The following is a 23,938-nucleotide window of genomic DNA, read 5'->3' on the forward strand; positions in this document are numbered from 1 at the left end:
TGGTTTCCTTACCTTTTGACCGCTTCAGTGCTACAGCACACCCCGGTGCCCCCCTTCTCGCACAGGGGCTACTCCGGGTCTGGCCGTCATCCTCGGCGCAGTGTTCGCCGGACGTCTCCTCGTGTGCTCAGCGACCCCCCCGGTCCTCTAGGAGAGCAGTGCAGGCAGCCAAGAAAAAGCGGGACCCCCTGATCAGGACCCGTCTCCGCAGAATCGTCCTCGCCCCCACGTCGGCGCTGATCGTCCTGTGGCTGATCATCAGCGGCTACCTGGCCTACGGCGCGGTGGTGCACTACGGCTACGTCCAGGCCAACGAGAGGCTGCTGCTTCCCTCCGCCCTGGCGCTGGTCTCGGTCATGGACGAGCGCTCGGTGTCCTCCGCCTATGTGGACTCCCCGGAGGAGAACCAGGAGCAGCTCGTCCTCGCCCGCGAGGACGTCGAGCAGCGCATGAACAGCATCCTCGGCGACTTCCGCGAACTGGCGCCGCTGTCCCCCGAACCGGTCCAGGAGCGCATCGCCGCCCTGGACGAGCAGTTCGACGAGATCGACGAGTTCCGCGCCCGGGTGGACAGCGGACAGGTCGGCCACGCGGAGATCGAGGAGTACTACGGCGCGCTGATCATGGCCGGGGCGGACCTGTTCGACGAGCAGTCCCGGGTCATCCCGGCCTCGGAGGTCGTCGGCCCGGCGATCAGCGCCACCTACGTGTTCCGCATCGTCGACCTGCTCGCCCAGGCCGACGCCGCGCTGACCCACGGCTTCGCCACCGACGAGTTCTCCATGGACGCCCAGCACGTGTTCGTCCAGAGGATCGGCGCCTACCGGGGCATGCTGGAGGCGACCGACGACTACCTCGGCCCCGAGCAGGGGGACATGCTGGTCTCGCTCCGGGAGAGCGAGGAGTACGCCGAGCTGTCGGAGCTCATCGACCGGATCGCCGGTCGGGAGGTCGAGATGGAGACCGACCCGTTCACCGGTGGACTCGTCGAGGACCTGAGCATGCCGGTGAGCGAGGAGGAGTGGCAGGCGGTGTACCTGCCCGTCAAGGACTCCCTCACCGAGATCGGCGCCAGCCAGGCCATGCTGGCGGCGCAACTGCAGGCGGAGGTCGCCAACCAGGCGATCCTGACAGCGGTCCTGGGCAGCCTCGGCGTCGCCGCGGTCACCGCGCTGGCCCTGCTGTTCGCGGCCCGCTCCTCCCGGCACCTGGTCGAACGGCTGCACCGGCTGCGCGACCAGACCCAGGAACTGGCCGACCGGCGGCTGCCCGAACTGGTGCGCAGGCTGAAGGACAACGAGGCGGTCGACGTCGAGGCCGAGATCCTCTCGCTGAGCGACTCCGACGACGAGATCGGCCAGGTGAGCCGCTCCTTCAACGCCGCCCAGCGCACCGCGGTCGAGGCCGCGGTGCAGCAGGCGCAGTTGCGCCAGGGCATCAACCGGGTGTTCCTCAACATCGCGCACCGCAGCCAGACCCTGGTGCACCGGCAACTGCGCCTGCTGGACAAGCTGGAGCGCGAGCAGGAGGACCCCGACCAGCTGACCGACCTGTTCAAACTGGACCACCTCGCCACCCGGGCCCGGCGCAACGCCGAGAACCTGCTCATCCTGGGCGGCCAGAGCCCCGGTCGGACCTGGCACCAGCCGCTGCCGCTGATCGACGTGCTGCGGGGCGCCATCTCGGAGTCCGGTGACTACTCCAGGGTCAAGCGCCAGCGGATCGCTCCCGTCTCGGTGCAGGGAGGAGCGGTCGCCGACGTCATCCACCTCGTCGCCGAGCTGGTCGACAACGCGACCTCGTTCTCTCCCCCGCACACCAAGGTCCACCTGCGCGGTGACCGGGTGCCCAACGGGGTGACGATCGAGATCGAGGACCGCGGCCTGGGCATGAAGGAGGACGAGCTCGCCGCGGCCAACGCGATGCTGGCCAACCCGCCCGAGTTCGACGTGATGCGGTTGAACGAGAAGACGCGGCTCGGTCTCTTCGTGGTCTCCCACCTGGCTCGCCGCCACAGCATCAAGGTGCAGTTGCGGACCTCCCCCTACGGCGGGGTGCTGGCCATCGTGCTGCTGCCGACGAGCCTGATCTCCGACGCCGCCTCCTCGCCCGCGGGCGAGGAGGGCGACCTCGACGCGGAGGAGACGGCGTCCCGTCCGCACCCGGTGCGTGCGGCGCGCCCCTTCCCGGCCGCCGAGGACTCCGCGCCGCCCAGCGGTCCGGTGCCGGCCCTCCCTCCGCGGGACGACCGGGACGTGCTCGCCCCGTCCACCGATTCCGAGCCGCCCGCTCCGCCGGTGGCCGGGCTGCCGCGCCGGATCCCCGGGGTGAGCGCCTTCACACCTCCAGGCGACGGCAACGGCAACGGCAACGGCAACAACGGTGCGTCCGGTGGTGCCGTCCACGCGTCGGCCGAGCAGTCTCCTCCCGACACGGCACGGCAGCCCAGGCCCTCCCGCGACGGGCGTCCCCCGCTGCCCCGCCGTGTTCCCCAGGTGAACCTGGCCCCCCAGTTGTGTGATGACCTCGCCAACGGAGCGGACCCCTCCGACCAGGCGAGGCCGCCCGTCGACGATCCGGAGCGTCCGTCGCGACTGCGTCAGACCCTGTCAGCGTTCCAGCAGGGCACCCGCAGGGGCCGCGAGGACGGTAGGAAGCGGTTGAACGACACCAAGAAGGATTCACAGTGACCGACAACGCCCCCCGAGATCTGGATTGGTTGCTCGACGAACTGGTCGAACGCGCAGTCGGCGCCCAGTACGCGATCGTGCTGTCCTCCGACGGTCTGCCCATCGGCAAGTCCAGGGAGATGACCGCCGAGGACGCCGAGCACCTGTCCGCGATCGCCTCGGCCTTCCAGAGTCTCGCCCAGGGCACCGGACGCCAGTTCAGAGGCGGCCGGGTGCTGCAGACCGTGGTCGAGATGGAGAACGCCTACCTGTTCGTCACCGGTGCGGGCAACGGTGCCTGCCTGGCGGTCATCGCCGGAGAGGAGTCCGATGTGGGTCTCATCGCCTACGAGATGAACGTACTGGTGGAGCAGGTCGGACGGTTCCTGGAGTCCTCTCCCCGGCGCAACGCCCGGTCAACGGCCAACGGTCAGGCGCCCACCACCCCGACGCGATAGCGGAGAGCAGCCATGTCCGATCGGCACACGCCGGGCTCGGCTCCTGACAGTCCCGGTTCCCCGGTCAGGCCCTACGTCATGACAGAGGGGCGTGAGGGGGCGGACACGGTCCAACTGGACATGATCAGCGTGGTCATCGCGGTCCGCGGCGAGGTGGACGAGTTCTCCCTGGAGCCCGAACAACTCGCGATCCTCGACCTCTGCCACCGTCCGCTGTCGGTGGCGGAGGTCTCCGCCCGTCTCGACATCCCGGTGGCCGTGGTCAAAGTGCTGATGGGAGACCTGATAGCGCGTGGCCACATGCTCGCCCGCGCCCCGTACACGATCCAGCACCCGGTGGTTGGCCGGGACGTACTTCAGGCGGTTCTCGATGGCATCCAACGACTCTGAACGCGGTCCGGCCCCGCTGCCGGCGGCGCTCAAGATCCTCGTCGCGGGTGGATTCGGCGCGGGCAAGACCACCATGGTCGGCTCGGTCAGCGAGATCACCCCGCTCAGCACCGAGGAGGTGATGACCGAGGCCAGTCTCGGCGTGGACGACCTGTCGGGGGTGGAGAGCAAGACCACCACCACCGTCGCGCTGGACTTCGGGCGGATCACCGTCAGCTCCGAACTGGTGCTCTACCTGTTCGGCACCCCCGGCCAGGAGCGGTTCTGGTTCATGTGGAACGAACTGGCCTCGGGCGCGCTGGGGGCGGTGGTGATCGCCGACACCCGCCGCCTGGAGTCCTGCTTTCCGTCGGTGGACTTCTTCGAACGCCGCGGCATCCCCTTCGTGGTGGCGGTGAACTGCTTCGACGGGGCCGACGTGTACGAACCGGAGGAGGTGCGCGACGCGCTCGGCCTGGGTGCCGACATCCCGATCCTGCTGTGTGACGTGCGTCGTCGCGAGTCGAGCAAGGAGGTGCTGATCGCGTTGATCCAGCACATCCAGGGCAGGATCGTGAGCGGAGTGTGACCTTGGGTGGTCCGCGGACCACCGCGGGCCACCGGGAACGAATCCCCCGGTGGAAATTCACATCTCAACCGCTTCCCCGCGAGATTTCTTTGGTGTACGAATGGGATTCGGCGCCTCCCGCGACAGGAGCGGAGGCGGTGTTGGACACGGCAAGGCGACCGGCTGGAGACATCCCCCCGTGAAACGCTTCGACTGGTATGACGAGATCCACCGACTCGACGCCGAGGCGGACTGCCGTCGGATCACGGAGATCCTCAGCACGCACGAGTTCCCCTGGGACATCGAGCAGGCGTTGGGGCTGGCCCTGTACCGGACCTATGCGGTGCCGAGCATCGGACGGCTCCTCGGGGACACCCGCGAGTTCACCGAGCGCACGCAGTACCGCTACGACGACACCGCGCTGATCCTGAGCGAGATCATGCGGCACGGCTTCGAACCGGGCCGGGGACGGGACGCGCTGCGCCGGATGAACCAGATGCACCGCTCCTACGACATCAGCAACGACGACTACCTCTACGTGCTGAGCACCTTCGTGGTCATGCCGGTGCGCTGGCTCAACGACCTCGGCTACGGCTGGCGCAGGCTCACCGAGCACGAGATCACCGCCAGCACCAACTACTACCGGATGCTCGGTCGGCACATGGGCATCAAGGAGATCCCCGAGACCTACGCCGAGTTCCACGAGCTGTTCGACTCCTACGAGACCGCCCACTTCGACTACAGCGAGGGCGGCCGGGCCGTCTCCGACGCCACCCTGGACCTGATGGTCAGCTTCTACCCGAAGTGGCAGCAGCCCCTCATCCGGCCGTTCACCATGGGCCTGCTGGACGACCGGTTGGTCGAGGCGTTCCGGTACGACCCCCCGTCGCGGTTCTGGCGGGCCGCGTCCCGCCTGGCGCTGCGCACCCGCGCCAGGATCGTGCGGTTCATGCCCCCGCGCGTGGAGCCCTACCGCCAGGAGAAGAACCCGAACATCAGGAGCTACCCGCACGGCTACGACCCCAGCCGGATCGGAACCTTCCCCAAGGGCTGCCCCGTACCGCACGACATGGTCACCGTCGAGATCCCCGAGACCGGCGCCCGTGTTCCCGCACCGGGCCAGGAACTCGCTCCCGAGGAGCACACCGCGCGCTCCTGAGGTCCGGTGGCCGGAACCGGTCTGGAGTCGGACCGCCGTTCTGTGCGACTCTGGACCAAGCACCCGAGGTTTGGGGAGAGCGTATGGACGAGATCGCCGTCGCGGCCGCCACCGCGGGCAGGACCACCACGGACCTGACCGACGTGTCAGGACGGCCTCCGGTCCGGCCGCTCGGGAAACCGCTCGTCCGCCGTCCCGGGCGACCGGTGGGCGCGCGGACCCGCGGCGCCGCCGCGGGCCGCACCGGCGCCCCGGTCAGCGGCGCTCCCCCGGTTCGGGCGATCCACCCGTCGAGCGCCGCCCCTCGATGGCGTGACGGTCACCGTGGTGCCTAAGCTGAGTCGCGTGAGCGAACAGGTCGTCCCCTCCTCGTCCCCCGACTCCGCCCCCCTCACCGACCGGTCGGAGGTGGGTGTGGGCCCCTGGGAGGGCCCCTGGCCCGAAGGTGCTCACTACGACCCCGAACTGCTGGCCAACGGCGACCGCCGCAACGTCGTGGACCGCTACCGCTACTGGCGACGCGAGGCGATCGTCGCCGACCTGGACACCCGGCGGCACCCCTTCCACGTGGCCGTGGAGAACTGGGAACACGACTTCAACATCGGCTCGGTGGTCCGCACGGCCAACGCCTTCGGAGCCCGGGCCGTACACATCGTGGGACGCCGCCGGTGGAACCGGCGCGGCGCGATGGTGACCGACCGCTACCAGCACATCCACCACCACTCCACCGCCGCCGACCTCGTGGCCTGGGCCGACGCCCACGACCTGCCCGTGATCGGGATCGACAACCTCCCCGGCTCGGTCCCCCTGGAGACCTGTCCGCTGCCGCGCGACTGCGTCCTGGTGTTCGGTCAGGAGGGCCCCGGCCTGTCCGAGGAGGTCCGCGAAGCCTGCGTCTCGGTGCTGTCCATCGCCCAGTTCGGTTCCACCCGGTCCATCAACGCGGGAGCCGCCGCCGCGGTGGCCATGCACGCCTGGGTCCGCGCCCATGTGTTCCACCAGACCGTCTGATGTCCCGTGCCCGCGAACGGCGCCGACTCCGGCCGCCGTTCGCGGAGTCTTCCGGAAGAGGAAGGGAGGCCGCGTTTCCTCCCCGGCTTGACGGCCAGGGTCGCCACACCACGCACACCATGATGAACAGAGTCGAATCGGCCTACTGGCCAGGTGAACTGCGGCCCTACCAGCGCCAGGCGCTGGAGGCGCTGGAGGCGCGCTGGGCGTCGGGGGACCGGCGCGCCTGGGTGGTGCTGCCTCCCGGAGCGGGAAAGACGCTCATCGGCCTGGAGGCCGCACGGCGGATCGGTCGCCGCACCGTCGTCTTCGTCCCCAACACCGCGATCCAGAGCCAGTGGATCGCCCAGTGGCGCGAGTTCGAGCGCCCCGGGGGCTGCACCGCGGGAAGCCAGCGCTCCCTGGAGCACGACGTCACCGTCCTCACCTACCAGTCGCTCGCGGTGTTCGACCCCGACGCCGAAACCGACGAGGAGGGCAACGAACTGTCCCCCCTGGGCCGACTGCACGGCAACGGCAGCGCCCTGGTGGAGACACTGCACTCGGCGGGGCCGATCACCGTCATCCTGGACGAGTGCCACCACCTGCTGCAGATGTGGGGGCGGCTGCTGGCGGAGGTCCTGAGGGACCTGCCGGACGCCCACGTCCTCGGGCTGACCGGCACCCCGGCCGAGAGTCTGACGAGCAGCGAGGCCGAACTCGTCGACACCCTGTTCGGCGCGCCCATCCGCGGCGCCTCCATTCCGGCCCTGGTCCGCGACGGCTACCTCGCCCCGTTCGCCGAGCTGGTCTGGATCACCGAACCCACCCCCGACGAGCAGGACTACATCGTCGAGCAGGGACTGCGCTTCACCGAGCTGTGCACCGACCTGCTGTCTCCCGGATTCGCCCGGACCGACTTCCTGGACTGGCTGCGCCACCGTTTCGACGAGCGCCTCACCCGGGACGGGCAGCGCCTGGGCTGGACGCAACTGGCCGCGCGGGAACCCGGGCTCACCGACGCGGTGCTGCGCCTGCACCACGCGGGACTCTGCCCGCTGCCGACGGACGCGCGCGTCCTGGAGCGGCACCGCGGCGCCCCGACCGCCGACGACTGGATGGCGCTGCTCAGCGACTACGTCCTCAACTGCCTGCGGGGCGGGGCGAAGGAGGACGTCGGCGTGCCGACCGCGACCGCCGGCCGCGTCGACGGCCGCGACGCCGAGGCGTTGGAGCGCATCCGCACCGCGCTGCCCGCGATCGGCTACACGCTCACCCGTTACGGCATCCGCGGCGGCCGCTCCCCGGTGGACCGGGTGCTGGCGCGCAGCGCCGCGAAGTCCCGGAGCACGGTGGAGATCGTCGCCGCCGAGTCGACGTTCCTGGGGCCGCGCCTGCGCGCACTGGTCCTGTGCGACCACGAACGGGCCAGCGCGCGCCCTTCGGCTCGGCTGCGCGAGGTCCTGGGCGACCAGGCGGGCTCGGCGTGGCTGCAACTGGAGTTGCTGGTGGCCGACGAGCGCACCCGGCGACTGTCCCCGATGCTGATCACCGGCCGTACGGTGGCGGCGGCCCCCGAGACCGCCGAGGCGTTCATCGCCTTCGCCGCGCGGCGCCGCCCCTCACTGGAGCTGACCCTCGTCGAGGTGGGCTCCATCGGCTCCCTGGTCCGCGTCGAGGGGCGCTGGACCTCGCGCACCTGGGTCCGGCTGGCCACCGAGTACTTCGAGAGCGGCGACTGCCGTGTCCTGGTGGGGACCCGCGGCCTGCTCGGTGAGGGGTGGAACGCCCAGCGGGTCAACACCGTCGTCGACCTGACCACCGCCACCACCCCGACCGCCGTGGCCCAGGGGCGCGGACGCGCGCTGCGGCTGGACCCGTCCTGGCCCGACAAGACCGCGCACACCTGGACCGTGGTCTGCGTCAGCGACGCCCACCCCAAGGGCGGGGCCGACTGGGACCGGTTCGTCCGCAAGCACGAGGGCTACCTGGGGGTCGCCGCCGACGGCGAGGTGATGAGCGGCGTCGCGCACGTGGACCCGGCCCTGTCCCCCTACGAAGCGCCGCCGGTGGACCAGTTCCACGCGATCAACACCCGGATGCTGCTGCGCGCCGAGGACCGCGCCGACACCCGTGAGCGGTGGCGGATCGGCTCCTCCTACAGCGACGAACTCCTGGCGACGGTGCGGGTCCGCCCCCAGCGGCACCGGAGCGTGCTGGCCCCCCGCCCGGTGGGGCAGCGCCCCAGACCGCCGTCCGCGGTCCCCGCCAGGGTGGGCGTCGACACCTCCGAGCAGTTGTCCCTGCCCCCGCTGTGGCGGACGGCGGTCTCCGTGCCCACGGTCGCGGCGGCCGTGCTGCTGGTGGCCACGGCGCTGGTCGGCCTCCCCCTGCCGGTGGGCGGCACCGCGGCGCTGGGCGCCGCCGGGGCGGTCGGCGTGCGGCAACTGCTCTCCCGAGGTCCGCGCATCCAGCGCGCCGCCCAGTTGATCGAGAACGCGGCGGGAGACCCCGACATCCTCCGGTTCGGCTACGCCGTCGCCGACGCGCTGCACGAGGCCGGGCACTCCCCGGTGGGTGCCGAGGGACTGCGGCTGGACATCGACACCGACGGCACCTTCCGGCTGACGTTCGCCGGTGCCGGTCCCCGGGAGGCCGAGGCGTTCAGTGTCGCCCTGGACGAGGTGATCTCCCCGCTGGTGGGCAACCCCCGCTACATCGTGAACCGCTACCGGATCGACCGGCCCGCCGACCCGGTCCAGGCCCGCCGTATGGGGCTGGACTGGCTGCGGGGCAGGGCCCCGGAGAACCCCGTGGTCTTCCACGCCGTTCCCACCCTGCTGGGCCGCAGCCGCAGGGGTGCCGAGGCGTTCGCGCGGGCGTGGAACCGGTGGGTCTCGGCGGGGGAACCGGTCTACACCGCCAGTCCGGCGGGCTCGCGCCTGCTGTACACCTACTACGCCACCGACCCCTACCCGTCGGAGACGGAGTCCCGGCTGACCTGGCTGTGACGCCGGGGGCGGCCCGGGGCCAACGCCGGGAGGCCGGGGAGCGGAGTCTCCGGAATCCCCCCGCCCACGGGGCCGGGGACTCTCGGGCCAAGACGAAGGCCCGCCCCTCCGGGGAGGGACGGGCCCGGTCCGGGACTTCCCGGCCGCCTACAGCCTGCCGGACGCCAGGGCGCCCAGCAGGTCGTTGTTGAGCTGGGAGATGGTGTCCAGCGGGATGCCCTTGGGGCAGACCGCGGCGCACTCACCGATGTTGGTGCAGCCGCCGAAGTCCTCCTCGTCGTGCTGGTTGACCATCTTCACCACGCGGGAGGCCCGCTCGGGCTGCCCCTGCGGGAGCATGCCCAGGTGGGTGACCTTGGCCGCGGTGAACAGCATCGCCGAGGCGTTCGGGCAGGCCGCCACGCACGCGCCGCAACTGATGCAGGTGGCGGCGTCGAACGCGCGGTCCGCGTCGGCCTTGGGCACCGGGGTGGCGTGCGCGTCCGGCGCGGTTCCCGTGGGCGCGCTGATGTAGCCGCCCGCCTGGATGATGCGGTCGAAGGCGCTGCGGTCGACCACGAGGTCCTTGATGACCGGGAACGCCTTGGCCCGCCACGGCTCGACGTCGATGACGTCGCCGTCGGAGAAGCTGCGCATGTGCAGCTGGCAGGTGGTGGTGACCTCCGGGCCGTGGGCGACACCGTTGATCACCACGCCGCAGGCACCGCAGATGCCCTCACGGCAGTCGTGGTCGAACGCGATCGGCTCCTCACCCTCGAGTGTGAGCTTCTCGTTGAGGACGTCGAGCATCTCGAGGAAGGACATGTCCTGGTTGACGTCCCTGACCTCGTAGGTGACCATCCGGCCCTCGTCGTCCCTGCTCTTCTGACGCCAAACGCGCAGGGTGATGTTCACTTGTAGCTCCGCTGCTTCATCTCGACGTACTCGTATTCCAGAGATTCCTTGTGCAGCACGGGGGGCTCACCGACTCCGGTGAACTCCCACGCCGCGACATAGGCGAACTCGTCGTCTTGGCGCAGCGCTTCGCCGTCCTCGGTCTGGCTCTCGGCGCGGAAGTGGCCGCCGCAGGACTCGCGGCGGTGCAGCGCGTCGATGCACATCAGCTCGGCCAGCTCGAAGAAGTCGGCGACCCGGTTGGCCCGCTCCAGGGTCTGGTTGAGCTCCTCGTTGACGCCGGTGACCCTGACGTCGCGCCAGAACTCCTCCCGCAGCTCGCGGATGCGCGCGATGGCCTTGTTGAGGCCCTCCTCGGTGCGCTCCATGCCGCAGTAGTCCCACATGATCTGGCCGAGTTCGCGGTGGAAGGAGTCGACGGTGCGGCTGCCGTTGATGGACAGCAGCTTGTCGACGCGCGAACGCACCGACTCGGCCGCCTCCTTGGCCGCCGGGTGGCTCTCGTCGAGCTTCTCGAAGGGGCCGTCGGCCAGGTAGTCGTTGATGGTGTTGGGCAGCACGAAGTAGCCGTCGGCCAGGCCCTGCATCAGCGCGCTCGCGCCCAGGCGGTTGGCGCCGTGGTCGGAGAAGTTGGCCTCACCGGTCACGAACAGGCCGGGGATGGTGCTCTGCAGGTCGTAGTCGACCCACAGGCCGCCCATGGTGTAGTGCACCGCCGGGTAGATGCGCATCGGAACCTCGTAGGGGTTCTCCCCGGTGATGCGCTGGTACATGTCGAACAGGTTGCCGTACTTGGCCTCGACGGCCGGGCGTCCCAGTCGCTTGATGGCGTCGGCGAAGTCCAGGTAGACGCCCAGACCGCCGGGGCCGACGCCGCGTTCCTCGTCGCAGACCTTCTTGGCGGCGCGCGAGGCGATGTCGCGCGGCACCAGGTTGCCGAAGGCCGGGTACATGCGCTCCAGGTAGTAGTCGCGCTCGTCCTCGGGGATCTGGCGCGGGTCGCGCTTGTCCCCGATCTTCTTGGGCACCCAGATCCGGCCGTCGTTGCGCAGAGACTCACTCATCAGGGTCAGCTTGGACTGGTAGGAGCCGCTGACCGGGATGCAGGTCGGGTGGATCTGCGTGTAGCAGGGGTTGGCGAAGAGCGCGCCCTTGCGGTGGGCCCGCCAGGTGGCCGTGACGTTGCTGCCCATCGCGTTGGTGGACAGGAAGAACACGTTGCCGTAGCCGCCGGTGGCGAGCACCACCGCGTCGGCGAAGTGCGTCTCGATCTCACCGGTGACCATGTCGCGCACGATGATGCCGCGCGCCCGGCCGTCGGCGACGATGAGCTCCAGCATCTCGTGCCGGGTGTACATCTCGACCGTGCCCGCCGCGACCTGCCGCTCCAGCGCCTGGTAGGCGCCGATCAGGAGCTGCTGCCCCGTCTGGCCGCGGGCGTAGAAGGTGCGGGAGACCTGCACGCCGCCGAAGGAGCGGTTGTCGAGCAGACCGCCGTACTCGCGGGCGAAGGGCACGCCCTGGGCGACGCACTGGTCGATGATCTCGACGCTGACCTGCGCCAGCCGGTAGACGTTGGACTCGCGGGAGCGGTAGTCGCCGCCCTTGACGGTGTCGTAGAACAGCCGGTAGATGCTGTCGCCGTCGTTGCGGTAGTTCTTCGCCGCGTTGATGCCGCCCTGGGCCGCGATGCTGTGCGCGCGCCGCGGGCTGTCCTGGTAGCAGAACGACTTGATGTTGTATCCGGCCTCGCCCAGCGTGGCCGCCGCGGACGCGCCCGCCAGGCCGGTGCCCACGATGATGACCGACAGCTTGCGCCGGTTCGCGGGGTTGACCAGTCGCGCGGAGAAGCGCCGCTTGTCCCAGCGCTCCGCGATCGGCCCCTCGGGGGCCTTCTCGTCGCGGATCGGAGCGCCCTCGGTGTAAAGCTCGGTCATCTAACCCACCAGCCCAAAGAGAACGGAGAACGGGGGAATGAGGAACCCGACCGTGATGACCGTCGCGATGATCAACACCACGTAGTTGATGGTCTGCTGCCGCCGCGCCCTGTTCCGGCCGAGGGTCTGCATCGCGCTCCACAGTCCGTGGCGCAGGTGGAAGCCGACCGCGAGCATGGCGATCAGGTAGAGGAGGACGACCCACCAGATCTCGAAGCCGTTCACGACGCGCTCGTAGGGGCTCTCGGAGGCCCCGCCCGGTGCGATGTGGTTGGTGGTCAGGTGGAGCACGTGGTAGATCACGAAGAGCGCGATGACCACGCCGCCCCAACGCAGGGTGAAGGAGGCGTAGGTGCGCTGCACGCCCGTCAGGTTCTTGCTGCTGTGGTAGCGCCGCGACCCCTTGCCGCCGGTCGCCCGGCCCGCCCGCCGCCACAGGGCGAAGGCCGCGACCATGTGGATGATGACGCTCGCCAGCAGGGCGACGCGCATGATCCACAGGAAGCCGTTGGTCGGGAGCATCGGCTCGCCGAGCACTCTCAGGTGGTGCGAGTAGTTGTCGAAGACCTCCTGGCCTCCGAAGATCATCAGGTTGCCGTACATGTGGGCGATCAGGAACAACACCAGGATCGCGCCGGTGACCGCCATCGCGGCCTTGGCTGCCACCGTCGACCTGAATGCCGTCGATCGCTGCTTGGTCAGGGTACTGTTCGCCACAATGTGAACTTTAGATCTTTCTTAACAGGTTCGTCTAAGTCATGGGAATGCTGGTGACCATAGCCGTAGGCTATGGAGCGTGCAGTTCCAGCAACTCGCCTACTTCGTCGCGGTCGCCGAAACCCGGCATTTCACCCGCGCAGCCGAGATCTCCCGGGTCGCCCAGCCCAGTCTGAGCAAGCAGATCAGGGCCCTGGAGGAGGAACTCGGTGCGCCGTTATTCATTCGAGCCCGGGGAAATATCACACTCACTCCGGCCGGTGAGGCGCTGCTCCCCCTTGCGCAACGGATGCTCGCCGACCTGGAGACGGCCCGACGCGAGGTCCAGGAACTCGCCGGGATGCGTCGCGGCCGGGTGCGGCTGGGCGCGACCCCGTCGCTGTGCGCCGGACTGCTCGCCGACGCGCTGGCCCGGTTCCACGACCGCTTCCCCGGAATCGAACTGCACGTCGAGGAGGGGGGATCGCGCGACCTCATCCGCGCCCTGGGCCGGGGGGAGTTGGACCTGGCCCTGATCATCCTGCCCCTGCACAGCAGCGACCCCGAGTTCGTGACCCTGCCGATCCTGCGGGAGAGCCTGGTCGTGGTCAGCTCGAAGGCCCGCCCCTCCCCCACCGACCGCGCCTCGATGCGCATCACCGACCTGCGCGACCGGCCGCTCGTGATGTTCCGGCGGGGCTACGACGTGCGCGAGGCGACCCTGAACGCCTGCCGCGCCGCGGGCTTCGAGCCCCGCCTGGCGGTGGAGGGCGGGGAGATGGACGCCGTCCTGCGGTTCGTCGAGGCGGGCCTGGGTGTGGCGGTGGTGCCCAGCATGGTGCTGCGCAACCGCCCCGGCCTGCGCGGCACCCCGCTGGCCAGGCCGCGGCTGCTGCGCACCATCGCGCTGGCGCACCGCAAGGACGTCTCCCCCTCGCGCACCGCCCTGGCCTTCTGGCGGGTGCTGATGGCCTATCTCGGCACCCTCACCAGGGCCGAACTGGGCGAGGACCTGGAGGTCATCGCCCCGACCGAGGAGCTGGACGAGGTGTGAGGCGGGCGGTCACAGCAGCGCGGTCCGCGCCGGCGGCTGCCAGTCCAGGATCGAGCCCAGGTAGCGCGACACCGACCTGCGGGGGGCCAGCAGGCTCATGGTCCTGACGCCGATGTCACGCATCCGGCTCATCGTCGGCGACTCCGCCTGCACGAGTTCGGCGAGCTGCGCGATCCGCTGTACGACATGGCTGGTCCGGGCCAGCCGGGCGTCGGTGTAGGAGGCCAGCGCGGTCGGCAGGTAGGCGGCGGAACTGCTGGCGCGGTGGGCCAGCACCGCGGCGTCCTCCATCGCCTGGCAGACGCCCTGGTCCAGGTTGGGGGGCATGGCGTGCGCGGCGTCGCCCACCAGCGCGATCCGTCCCCGGTGGTAGGCGGGCAGCGGGGTGTCGAGGAGCCAGGCGTCGGCGCGCACCAGCGCCCGCGGCGCCACCGAGCGCAGCAGCGAGGGGACGGGATCGTGCCACTCGCCCATGAGGCGCAGCAGCTCGGCCCGCTCGTCCGCGCCGCGCCGCCCGGCCGGGGCGTTGGCGGTGGCGTAGCAGTACACCCTGCCGCCCGGCAGCGGCAGTACCCCGAACGCCGCGCCGCGTCCCCACGTCTCCCCGTGGGAGAACGGCCGGTCGGGGGCGGGGGCGACGAAGCGCCAGGTGGTGAACCCCGCGTAGACGGGACCGGGGTGGTCGGGGAAGAGCGCGTCGCGGACCGCGGACCGCAGGCCGTCCGCGGCGACCACGAGGTCGGCGGCGAGCTCCCCCGCGTTCGTGCGGACCCTGGCGAGTCCGTGGATGTCGCCCGCCTCCACATCGGTGACGGTGACACCGGTGTGGACCGTGGTGGCGGGCAGCCTGCCGAGCAGCGCCTCGACCAGCGCCGCGCGGGAGACCACCATCCCCTCCGCGCCGAACCGCCTGCGCAGGTCGGCCTCGTCGAAGCGGAGGAGCCTGCGGCCGTCGACGCGGCGCAGCTCGGTCCGGCCCTGCGGCACGGCCCTCGCGCGCAGGAGGTCGCCCAGACCGACCGAGTCGAGTGCGCGCAGTCCGTTGGGGGCGATCGCCAGGCCCACGTCGACCGCGGCGAACGACGGCGCCCGCTCGCAGACGGTCACGGTCCACCCCCTGTCGTGCAGAGCCGCGGCAGAGGTGAGCCCGCCGACGCCGCCACCGATGATGACCGCGTGAGGCTGCGCCATGGGATGTCCTTAATACTCGGCCACGTCGAAGTGGTGTCCCGCAGGCTGGTGGCGGGAAGGGAGTGTCGACCCACCAGGCTACGGCCGCGGCCGTGAGAAAGCCATGCGCCGTGGGGGATTTGGTGTTCTTCCGTTTTGTCCGTCCCGTCCGTCCGGAATGCGGTCGCAGGACCGGTGTCGGACGTGGGGGCGCGGGTGGGTCGGCGCCGGGGCGCCTCCCCACTCCAGCGCCGACCCACCCCCTCGGGCGGAGGTCTCCCGCAACGCTTCCCCCCACCCCGGGGATCGAGGTTCCACGACCCCTGGAGTGGGGGCGTCTCAGGCTCCCGTCACCTGGCGCGCTTGCGGTGGGCGAGGGCGCGGGCGCGCTCCTTCTGGTCGAGGACGACCTTGCGGATGCGCACCGCCTCGGGCGTGACCTCCACGCACTCGTCCTCGCGGCAGAACTCCAGCGCCTGCTCCAGGGAGAGCCGACGCGGCGGCACCAGCCGCTCCAGCTCCTCGCCCGTGGAGGAACGCATGTTGGTGAGCTTGCGCTCCTTGGTGATGTTGACGTCCATGTCGTCGCCGCGCGAGTTCTCGCCGACGACCATGCCCTCGTAGACCTCGGTGCTCGGCTCCACGAACAGGCTTCCGCGTTCCTGCAGGTTGAACATCGCGTAGGCCGTCGCCTGACCGCTGCGGTCGGCGACCAGCGACCCGGTGGGGCGGGTGCGCAGCTCACCGGACCACGGCGCGAAACCGTCGAAGACGTGGTGGGCGATTCCGGTCCCCCGCGTCTCGGTGAGGAACTCGGTGCGGAAGCCGATCAGACCGCGCGAGGGCACGACCCAGTCCATCCGGACCCAGCCGGTGCCGTGGTTGGTCATGTTCTCCATGCGGCCCTTGCGGACGTTGAGCAGCTGGGTGATGGCGCCCAGGTACTCCTCCGGGGCGTCCACGGTGAGGCGCTCGACGGGTTCGTGCAGCACCCCGTCGATGACCTTGGTGACCACCTGCGGCTTGCCGACGGTCAGCTCGTAGCCCTCACGGCGCATCTGCTCGACCAGGATCGCCAGCGCCAGCTCGCCGCGCCCCTGCACCTCCCAGGCGTCGGGGCGGTCGGTGGGCAGGACGCGCAGACTCACGTTGCCGACGAGTTCGCGGTCGAGGCGGTCCTTGACCAGCCGTGCGGTGACCTTGGCGCCCTTGACCCGGCCGACCAGCGGAGAGGTGTTGGTCCCGATGGTCATGGAGATCGCGGGCTCGTCCACCGTGATCGGCGGCAGCGGACGCGGGTCCTCGGGGTCGGCGAGGGTCTCGCCGATCATGATCTCGGGGATGCCCGCGATGGCGATGATGTCGCCGGGACCGGCCTGTTCGGCGGGCTTGCGCTCCAGGGCCTCGGTCATGAGCAGCTCGGTGATCCTGACCTGCTGGACGCTGCCGTCGTTTCTGATCCAGGCCGCCTGCTGGCCCTTGCGGATCTCCCCCTGGTGGATGCGGCACAGCGCCAGACGCCCCAGGAAGGGGGAGGCGTCGAGGTTGGTCACGTGCGCCTGCAGAGGGGCGCCGGGGGTGTACTCGGGCGCCGGGATGGTGTCGAGGATGGTGCGGAACAGCGGCTGGAGGTTGTCGTTGTCCGGGATGCTGCCGTCGGCGGGACGCTCCAGGGACGCCCTGCCGTCCCGCGCGCACGCGTACACGATCGGGAAGTCGATCTGCTCCTCGGTCGCGTCGAGATCCATGAAGAGTTCGTAGGTGTCGTCCACGACCTCGGCGATACGGCTGTCGGGACGGTCGACCTTGTTGATGACCAGGATCACCGGGAGTTTGGCGGCCAGCGCCTTGCGCAGCACGAAGCGGGTCTGCGGCAGCGGCCCCTCGCTGGCGTCCACCAGCAGCACCACGCCGTCCACCATGGACAGGCCGCGTTCGACCTCGCCGCCGAAGTCGGCGTGGCCGGGGGTGTCGATGATGTTGATGACGACGTCCTCGCCCTCGGGCGTCGTGTAGTGGACCGCGGTGTTCTTGGCGAGAATGGTGATGCCCTTCTCGCGTTCGAGGTCGCCGGAGTCCATGACGCGCTCGTCGACGTCCTGGTTGGCGCGGAAGGCCCCGGACTGCCAGAGCATGGCGTCCACGAGCGTGGTCTTGCCGTGGTCGACGTGCGCCACGATGGCGACGTTACGCAGGTCGCTGCGGCGAACCGTGCCTTCGGCGGGGGTGACGGTGGGCATGCGAAAGTCTCGATCTTTTCTGTTGGGGAAACACCGCGACTTCCGCGGCCATCCACCATTTTATGCGGCGATCGCCCCCGGACGGGAAAACGCACAGGTCAAGTGATGTGTACCGGGTCTCTTCTCATCTGTTGCCGAGCGGGCCGGCAACACCGTCCGGTTTCAGGGCGATCCGGACGTCGTCGAGGAACGGCAGGTCGGCGGGGAGCCAGTCGACCTCGGTGAGGGTGTCGGCGGTGAGCCAGCGCAGCGCCATGTGCTCCAGCGGCCGGGGCTCGCCGTCGTGCAGTTCGGCGGTCCACAGCCGCAGCACGGCCCGCGGGGCGCCGGGGCGCGCGGGGAAGTCGACCTCGCGGTCGAAGCGCCCCAGGGGTCGGACGTCGACGCCGAGTTCCTCCCGGCACTCGCGGACCAGGGCGATCTCCTCGGTCTCACCGGGATCGACCTTGCCTCCGGGAAACTCCCAGCGCCCGCGCATGTGTGCGGGCTCGGCCCGCTGGGCGGCCAGGACCGCGCCGCCCCGAATGATCGCGGCGCCGACGACGATCAGGGTCTCCGAGTCTGTCATGGGGGGACACTACCGCCCGTGGGGGACAGCCGGTCCGCCCGCGGGTTCAGGCCGCGCTGCGCAGTCCCCGGCCGCCCCGGACAGCGTCGCAGATCCGGCGGGACGCGCCCTCGGGGTCCCCTGCCGGGTGGGTCAGCCTGGCTCCCCGCTCGTCCGTCCAGCGGAAGAGTCCGTTCACGCACCAGACGGTCAGTCCCCTGCGGATCGACAGCACCGCGACGCCGCGGTGGCTGGCCCGGTAGAGGCGGTTCAGCCCGGCTGCCGAGAGGTGGTCGTGCAGCGCGGCGACCGCCTGCGCCGGGGTGGTCGGGGCATGGGGGGTGATCCAGGAGAGTGTGCCCACGTACGGATGCCTTTCCGGGTTGAGTCACAGAACGGTCACGACTCGCGTGCCGGACTGGTGATACCCCCGTGGTCCACTGCGGCAAACATCCCGGATTCTGGTGGTTTTTCCGAAAGGGCGCGCCCGCCCGTACCCTCAGACGGCCACCGCGAGGGCCTGGCGCAGAGCGGGGGCGGCGACCTCGGCCCACGCGTCGATGACGCTCAGCGGCTGGGCGAGTTCGGCGCCGGACAGCAGCAGTCCCGGCTCGGCCACCCACGCGCCCAGGTCCGACAGCAGCACCCGCAGGTCGCCCTCGATGTTGTGCCCGTTGCGCAGGTCGTCCACCACCGCGAACGGCAGCGCGATGACGTGGGAGAGCCCCAGCTCCGGAAGGCGGTCCAGGAAGACCTTGAGCAGTCCGGTGTAGCTGCCGTGCACCTGCGGGGTGGCCACGATCAGCACGTCGCTGCCGGCGATCGCGGCGAGCGCGTCCGCGACGCCGTCCTCGACCGTGTCGGCGAGCAGTGCCGGCCCCAGTTCGGCGAGGTCGATGACGTCGATGTGCGCGGTGACAGCGGTGTGCGCGGCGATGGCGTCGGCGGTGTGGACGGCCGCGGCGCGCAGGGCGGAACGGGTCCGGGGGGCGGCGACGAGCACGGTGAAGCGGGTCATGGTGATCTCCAGGTGGATGCGGCCGCGGGGCCGCGGGGGACGTAGCGCGAAGGAATCGTCGGAAAAACAGCAGCGGAAGGCGGTTCTCCCAGACACGGCGGGACACGCACGTTCCTGATCACCGGGGATCGACGTGGGCGTGGGCCGGGGGCTCTGGCGCGCGCAGGGAAACCGCGACGACGGCGGGGGCGACGGCCCCGCCACTGGCGCTAACTACGACAGAGCGCGCTCGCCTGCTGTCGCAGATCGACGTGCAGGCGCTGGACGAGCAGCTCACCGGCGGACATGTACACCATGATGAGTGGACACGGGGATCGCGTCAATGCGTGATCGACGGTTTTGTCAGGGTTATCAGGTGACGAAGGACACAGGAGATTCCCCGTCTGATGAGCACATTGACAAACGCGCAGATGGTGACCGCTGACGGGATTCTCGACGGCTGGCTGCGCGTCGAGGACGGGCGGATCGCCGAGATCGGTTCGGGTCCCGCGCCGCACGGCGCGGCGGAGACCGTCGACCTGGGCGGCCGCCTGCTCGCCCCCGGCTACGTCGACATCCACGTCCACGGCGGCGCCGGAGCGTCCTTCGGTGACGGCGACCCCGAACGGGCGCTGGCCGTCGTCGAGTCCCACCGGAGGCACGGCGTGACGACCCTGGTGGGCAGCCTGGTGACCGCCGCCCCCGAGGAGACGCTGCGCCAGGTGGCGGCACTGGCCGAACTGTGCGAATCCGGTGATCTGGCCGGAATCCACCTGGAGGGCCCGTACCTGGCTCCCGGCAGGTGCGGGGCGCACGACCCGGCGCTCCTGCGCCGCCCGGACCCGGCCGAGTTCCGGCGGATCCTCGCGGCCGGCCGGGGACACGTCGCGATGATCACGCTCGCGCCCGAACTCCCGGGCGCGCTCGACCTGGTCCGCGCGGCCGTGGCCGAAGGCGTGGTCGCGGCCGTGGGCCACACCGACGCCGACTACGACCGGACCCGCGCCGCCTTCGACGCCGGAGCCACCGTGGCCACGCACCTGTTCAACCAGATGCGCCCGGTCCACCACCGGGACCCCGGGCCGGTGGTGGCGGCGCTCACCGACGACCGGGTGGTGGTGGAGTTGGTCAACGACGGCGTGCACGTCCACCCGGGGGCCGCCCGGATGGCCTGGAACGCCGCCGGAGCCTCCCGGGTGGCCCTCGTCACCGACGCCATGTCGGCGACCGGGCTCGGGGACGGCGAGTACACCCTGGGCCGCCTGCGGGTCCGCGTCGTGGGCGGCACGGCCCGCCTGGCCACCACCGGAGCGATCGCCGGCAGCACCATCACGCTCACCGACGCGGTCCGCCGGGCGGTCCGCGAACTGCGGGTCCCTCCGGTCGAGGCGGTCCGCGCGGCCGGCGCGGTCCCCGCCGCCGCACTCCGCCTCACCGACGTGGGCGTTCTCGCGCCGGGGTGCCGCGCCGACCTCCTGGTGCTGGAGGAGGACCTGTCCGTCCGGACCGTCTACCACCGCGGGCGCCCCCTTCCTCCGTGAGACGGCACCGCACGACCCCCGTCGGTTACCCAACGGCGTGTCGCGATTACTTTCCGCGACATCACGGGCGTCAGAGGCAACAATGCGGAGAGGAATCAGTCCGGTCCGCCCGTGAGGACAGAAACACGATGGTCTACACCCGACGCAGCGCCCGTACCGTAGTCCCCGCGATGGTGCTCGCCCGTTCCAGCCAGCGACGGCACCTCGCCCGCCTGGCCGAGGCACTCGCCCCGCACGGGATCTGGGCGCGGGTGTTCGAGGACGGCCGCCCCTTCCTGCGGGTGAGCAATCCCGAGTCCGAGTTCGCCGTCGAGGACGTCACCTGTGAGCGGCGCGAGAACGGCCACGTCTTCGTGACGTCGTTCGGCATGTACCTGGGCGACTGCGACGATCTCGACCGAAGCGTCGAACGGACCGCCCGCCTGCTCGGCGTGACCCCGGTCTGACCGGCGGAGCCGGGTCAGGTCACTGTTCGCGCAGTTCGGCCTCGACAGCCTCGACCTTGCGGGTCAGGCCGTCGGTGACACCCTCGCGGATGTCGGCCTTGAGCACCAGGCTGATCCGCGACGCGCCCTCGCCAGCGGCTTCGACCGCGCGCCTGACCACGTCCATGACCTCCTCCCAGTCACCCTCGACGCTGGTGAACATCGCGTCGGTGCGGTTGGGCAGTCCGCTGTCGCGGACCACCTTCACGGCACGGGCGACAGCGGGCGCCACCGAATCACCGACACCTATCGGAGTCACAGAGAACGCGACGATCATGTCTCCAGTCTAGGGTCCGACGCCGGGAGATCGGGGGCGGACGGGCCGCCGAGTCGCCCCGGGACTTCCCGGGGCCGGTCGGGGGAGAACTGTCCGGGGGCGGGCCCCGGCACCTGGAAGAACGACGCGACGGCCGGTGCGGAACGCACCGACCGTCGCGGTCGAGAGTGGAGGTGGCGGGAATCGAACCCGCGTCCTTCAGTGCTGCAGCAGGGCTTCTCCGGGCGCAGTCTGCTCAGCGTTCTACTCGGCCCCGGCGCTCACGCAGACAAGTCGCCGACAGGCCCAGCCACATGAATGTCCCGATCAGACCCTGTGGCCTGATCTGACCGGTGAGTCTCCTCAACGATGCCGGACACTGGGGCGGAGACTCCCCCAGGCCGACAGAGTCGCTATCGCTTAGGCAGCGAGAGCGAGCTCAGTGCGCTTGGAATTGGCACTTATTGTTTTGCGGTCGCGGTTTAACGAGGTTGCGTCCGCCATCCTCGGCCCGCTTCCCCTACAACAACCACCGAAGTCGAAACCGATCACCCCCTGTGCAGTTGTCAACGGGCCCGTGAGCCCGCGAGTGGGACCAGCGTGATGATCCCCGCTGTTTCCCAGGCTACTGGTTCAACAGTCCGGGAGCCAACATGATTCCCGCCGTCCGGGATCTCCCGGCCGGATTCCTCCGGCCCGAAAAAGCCCCCGCGGGCGCGGACGAGATCCATCAACGCTGCCCGCGAGGGCGGCCGGCAGGGTCGGGCCGGCCTCGGACGACAGGGCCTCCCCCGAGACGAGGTCCTGTCTCGGACTGCAATCCGCGACCCCCCATCACGGACCAGTCACTGTAGAAGACGCAGGTGGGGGCGGGTAAGGTTGCTCGTCCGGGAGAAAATCCCCGACGCCGGAGGGCCGCCCTCCGCGGCTCCGCGGGGACGGCCCTCCGGCGTCGGGGCGGCGGTCAGGCGTTCCCCTGGCTCCCCTCGGCGGGCTGGGTGTAGTCGGCGGGCAGCAACTGCACGAACGACAGTGCGGAGTTCACCGCGAACTGGTAGGTGTGCGAGGGGTCGGTCTCCACGACCACCGCGAAGGCCACGTGCCCCTGGTAGCCGACGAACCACTGGACGGTCCTCTCCGAGCCACCGATCTCCTGCCGGGCCACCCCGGTCTGGCCGTGCACCGGGTTGGTGTAGTTGATGTTGAGCGGGGCGGCGCTGCCCTCCTGTACCGAGGCGAGCATCATGTCGCGCAGCGGCTCCAGCACCTCGGGGTCCACGGCGACGCTGGCGGCCTCGTCGTCCTGGTCCTCCTCCTGGCGGACCAGTCGGGGCGCGTGCCACTCACCGTCGGCCACCGCCCCGGCCACCAGGGCCATGCCCAGCGGGCTGACCGTGACCCCGTCGGCGCCCACGACCGCGGCGGCGATGGACGCCTCGTCCCCCGACGCGGTGAACTCACCGGGGAAGGCCGCGACCGGCAGTTGCCAGGGCTGGCCGATGCCGAACTTCTCCGCGGTCTCGGCCAGAGCGCCGACGCTCACCCTGCCCGCCAGTTCGGCGAACGCCGTGGTGCAACTGTAGGCGAAGTTCGTCCGCAGGTCCGGGGCCCCCAGCAGCATGCTGCCGTTGGGGTTGGTGAAGGTCCGGTCGCCGACCGTCGCCTCCTGCGCGCACGTGGCGGTGGTGTCGGCGGTGATGTCGCCCCCGCCCAGCATCGCCGCCGCCGAGACGATCGTGAACGCCTCACCCGGCCGGTACTGCTTGGTGAACGCGCCGTCGTTGGCGGTCCCGCGGGGCTGCTCGGCCGAGGCGAGGATCTCACCGGAGCGCGCGTCCACCGCCACCAGGTAGGCGGTGCCGTTGATCGTGGCCAGGGACTGCTCCGCGACCTCCTGTACCGTGCTGTCGATGGTGGTGGTCAGCGAGCCGCTCTCGACCCCCGTCCAGGTCTCCAGGACCCCGGTCTCCTCGCCACCGGCGTCGAGCGTGACGATCCTGGTGGTGGCGGTACCCGCGAGCCGCTGCTGGAAGCTGCTCTGCAGTCCGCTCAACCCCACGGTGTCACCCGCCTGGTAGGGGCCCGAGACGCGGTTGGAGACCTTGTGCTCGGCGGTTCCGGCGACCTCGCCGACGACCGCGGCGGCCATGCCCGGGGTGAGCGGCATCCTGCGCTGCTCGGTCTGCGCCCCGGGGATCTCGGCGACCTCGTCCAGGAGCGCGTCGGAGACGTCCTCCGTGCGTTTGAGGACCAGCGGCTGGAACTCCTCGGGCGGCGCCGAGCGGACCCGGTTGAGCAGCGGCTCGGGGTCCTCCTCGAGCAGTTCGGCGAGGCTGCTGACTCCCTCGGTCATGTCCCGCATGTCGGCGGGGCGCACCCCGAACGCGGTGACCTCGGTCTCGCCGACCAGCGGGGCGCCGTCGCGGTCGTAGATCTGACCGCGGTCGGGCACGTCGTAGGTGACGGCGAGCCGCTCACCGTCCCCCAGTTCCGGATGGATGACCGAGGGCGACCAGTCGATGGCCCACCCGCCGGAGGTGCGGGCCAGCGGGATGGCACCCGTGTAGCGCCACACCGGGTCACCGATACCGAGGTCGGCCTCCGCCGCGAACTCGGCCGTCGCCGTGTCCCCGACCATCTCGATGGGCCTGAGGGTCAACCGCAGGGCCGCCAGGTCGAGCTGGTCGTGGGCCTGCCGGAGCGCCTCGGCGACCTCGGCGCTGTCACCGTTGGTGTGCCGGGCTGCGGCCTCGTAGTCGCCCTCCTGCCAGTTCAGCAGGAAGTTCCGGACGGCCACCTCGGGGCTCGGCTCCGCGGCGCAGGCCGCGGCGCCCGCGGCCACGAGGAGTCCCGTGGCCGCGGCAAGGAATCGACGGAGGTTGTTTCGGGGGGGCAAC

20 protein-coding genes and 1 other RNA gene are annotated in these 23,938 nt (G+C 70.7%); 10 read left to right on the plus strand and 11 right to left on the minus strand.

What is annotated here, in order from left to right; all coding sequences use genetic code 11:
* The first annotated feature begins 158 nt into the window (after positions 1-158).
* The 7 genes from NI17_RS15175 (at position 159) to NI17_RS15205 (ending at position 9,224) form a co-directional block, all read left to right on the plus strand.
* A complete protein-coding gene (locus NI17_RS15175; RefSeq protein WP_068692202.1) occupies positions 159-2,690 on the plus strand; it encodes a sensor histidine kinase in 2,532 nt (843 codons plus the stop codon).
* Entirely contained in the window at positions 2,687-3,127 is a 441-nt protein-coding gene (locus NI17_RS15180) for a roadblock/LC7 domain-containing protein (RefSeq protein WP_068692200.1), read from the plus strand. The genes NI17_RS15175 and NI17_RS15180 overlap by 4 nt, the downstream gene beginning before the upstream one ends.
* Before the next feature lie 12 nt (positions 3,128-3,139).
* On the plus strand, positions 3,140-3,517 hold the full coding sequence (locus NI17_RS15185; protein WP_068692198.1) for a DUF742 domain-containing protein: 378 nt from the start codon (positions 3,140-3,142) through the stop codon (positions 3,515-3,517).
* Positions 3,498-4,085: a GTP-binding protein gene (locus NI17_RS15190; protein ID WP_068692189.1), complete on the plus strand. Its 588-nt coding sequence runs from the start codon at positions 3,498-3,500 to the stop codon at positions 4,083-4,085. The genes NI17_RS15185 and NI17_RS15190 overlap by 20 nt, the downstream gene beginning before the upstream one ends.
* Before the next feature lie 178 nt (positions 4,086-4,263).
* Entirely contained in the window at positions 4,264-5,223 is a 960-nt protein-coding gene (locus NI17_RS15195) for an oxygenase MpaB family protein (protein ID WP_068692188.1), read from the plus strand.
* A 345-nt stretch (positions 5,224-5,568) separates the two neighbouring features.
* Entirely contained in the window at positions 5,569-6,234 is a 666-nt protein-coding gene (locus NI17_RS15200) for a TrmH family RNA methyltransferase (RefSeq protein ID WP_068692186.1), read from the plus strand.
* 122 nt (positions 6,235-6,356) lie between these two features.
* Positions 6,357-9,224: a DEAD/DEAH box helicase family protein gene (locus NI17_RS15205; protein ID WP_068692338.1), complete on the plus strand. Its 2,868-nt coding sequence runs from the start codon at positions 6,357-6,359 to the stop codon at positions 9,222-9,224.
* A 147-nt stretch (positions 9,225-9,371) separates the two neighbouring features.
* On the opposite strand, the gene NI17_RS15210 is transcribed toward NI17_RS15205, so the two are convergent.
* From NI17_RS15210 to NI17_RS15220, 3 genes are read right to left on the minus strand one after another with little or no spacing between them, the layout of a single operon-like run.
* Positions 9,372-10,118, minus strand: a complete 747-nt coding sequence (locus tag NI17_RS15210; RefSeq protein WP_068692184.1) for a succinate dehydrogenase/fumarate reductase iron-sulfur subunit — start codon at positions 10,116-10,118, stop codon at positions 9,372-9,374.
* Complete coding sequence (locus tag NI17_RS15215) at positions 10,115-12,055, minus strand: fumarate reductase/succinate dehydrogenase flavoprotein subunit (RefSeq protein ID WP_068692183.1); 1,941 nt, start codon at positions 12,053-12,055, stop codon at positions 10,115-10,117. Before NI17_RS15215 ends, NI17_RS15210 begins: the two co-directional genes overlap by 4 nt.
* Positions 12,056-12,772: a succinate dehydrogenase cytochrome b subunit gene (locus tag NI17_RS15220; RefSeq protein ID WP_068692182.1), complete on the minus strand. Its 717-nt coding sequence runs from the start codon at positions 12,770-12,772 to the stop codon at positions 12,056-12,058. It abuts the gene before it with no gap.
* Between the two features lie 79 nt (positions 12,773-12,851).
* Between NI17_RS15220 and NI17_RS15225 the strand changes: the two genes are divergently transcribed.
* The gene (locus NI17_RS15225) at positions 12,852-13,805 is read left to right on the plus strand and encodes a LysR family transcriptional regulator (RefSeq protein WP_068692179.1); all 954 of its coding nucleotides are present in this window, start codon (positions 12,852-12,854) and stop codon (positions 13,803-13,805) included.
* 9 nt (positions 13,806-13,814) lie between these two features.
* Here the strand turns inward: NI17_RS15225 and NI17_RS15230 are convergent, their stop codons facing one another.
* From NI17_RS15230 to NI17_RS15250, 5 genes are all read right to left on the minus strand, one after another.
* Positions 13,815-14,996: an FAD-dependent monooxygenase gene (locus NI17_RS15230; protein ID WP_068692177.1), complete on the minus strand. Its 1,182-nt coding sequence runs from the start codon at positions 14,994-14,996 to the stop codon at positions 13,815-13,817.
* Positions 14,997-15,325: 329 nt separating this feature from the next.
* Complete coding sequence (gene typA, locus NI17_RS15235; RefSeq protein WP_068692176.1) at positions 15,326-17,215, minus strand: translational GTPase TypA; 1,890 nt, start codon at positions 17,213-17,215, stop codon at positions 15,326-15,328.
* Between the two features lie 124 nt (positions 17,216-17,339).
* Positions 17,340-17,783 carry a (deoxy)nucleoside triphosphate pyrophosphohydrolase gene (locus tag NI17_RS15240; protein WP_068692170.1) on the minus strand — a complete coding sequence of 148 codons (444 nt, stop codon included), beginning with the start codon at positions 17,781-17,783 and terminating at the stop codon, positions 17,340-17,342.
* Between the two features lie 46 nt (positions 17,784-17,829).
* Positions 17,830-18,126 carry a hypothetical protein gene (locus NI17_RS15245; RefSeq protein ID WP_068692168.1) on the minus strand — a complete coding sequence of 99 codons (297 nt, stop codon included), beginning with the start codon at positions 18,124-18,126 and terminating at the stop codon, positions 17,830-17,832.
* Positions 18,127-18,261: 135 nt separating this feature from the next.
* Entirely contained in the window at positions 18,262-18,780 is a 519-nt protein-coding gene (locus tag NI17_RS15250) for an NADPH-dependent FMN reductase (protein WP_068692166.1), read from the minus strand.
* A 386-nt stretch (positions 18,781-19,166) separates the two neighbouring features.
* On the opposite strand from NI17_RS15250, the gene nagA reads away from it, so the two are divergent.
* On the plus strand, positions 19,167-20,300 hold the full coding sequence (gene nagA, locus NI17_RS15255; protein ID WP_068692164.1) for an N-acetylglucosamine-6-phosphate deacetylase: 1,134 nt from the start codon (positions 19,167-19,169) through the stop codon (positions 20,298-20,300).
* A gap of 128 nt (positions 20,301-20,428) precedes the next feature.
* Positions 20,429-20,746: a hypothetical protein gene (locus tag NI17_RS15260; RefSeq protein ID WP_068692163.1), complete on the plus strand. Its 318-nt coding sequence runs from the start codon at positions 20,429-20,431 to the stop codon at positions 20,744-20,746.
* A gap of 19 nt (positions 20,747-20,765) precedes the next feature.
* Here NI17_RS15260 and NI17_RS15265 read toward each other — a convergent pair whose 3' ends face one another.
* The 3 genes from NI17_RS15265 to NI17_RS15275 form a co-directional block, all read right to left on the minus strand.
* Positions 20,766-21,062, minus strand: a complete 297-nt coding sequence (locus NI17_RS15265) for an MTH1187 family thiamine-binding protein (protein ID WP_084012669.1) — start codon at positions 21,060-21,062, stop codon at positions 20,766-20,768.
* Between the two features lie 165 nt (positions 21,063-21,227).
* Positions 21,228-21,597, minus strand: a transfer-messenger RNA (tmRNA) gene (gene ssrA / locus NI17_RS15270).
* Between the two features lie 408 nt (positions 21,598-22,005).
* Positions 22,006-23,937, minus strand: coding sequence for a penicillin-binding transpeptidase domain-containing protein (locus NI17_RS15275; protein ID WP_068692162.1), 1,932 nt, complete (start codon positions 23,935-23,937; stop codon positions 22,006-22,008).
* Between the last annotated feature and the right edge of the window lies 1 nt (position 23,938).

Origin of the sequence: Thermobifida halotolerans (assembly GCF_003574835.2) — a bacterium.
GTDB classification, from domain to species: Bacteria; Actinomycetota; Actinomycetes; order Streptosporangiales; family Streptosporangiaceae; genus Thermobifida; species Thermobifida halotolerans.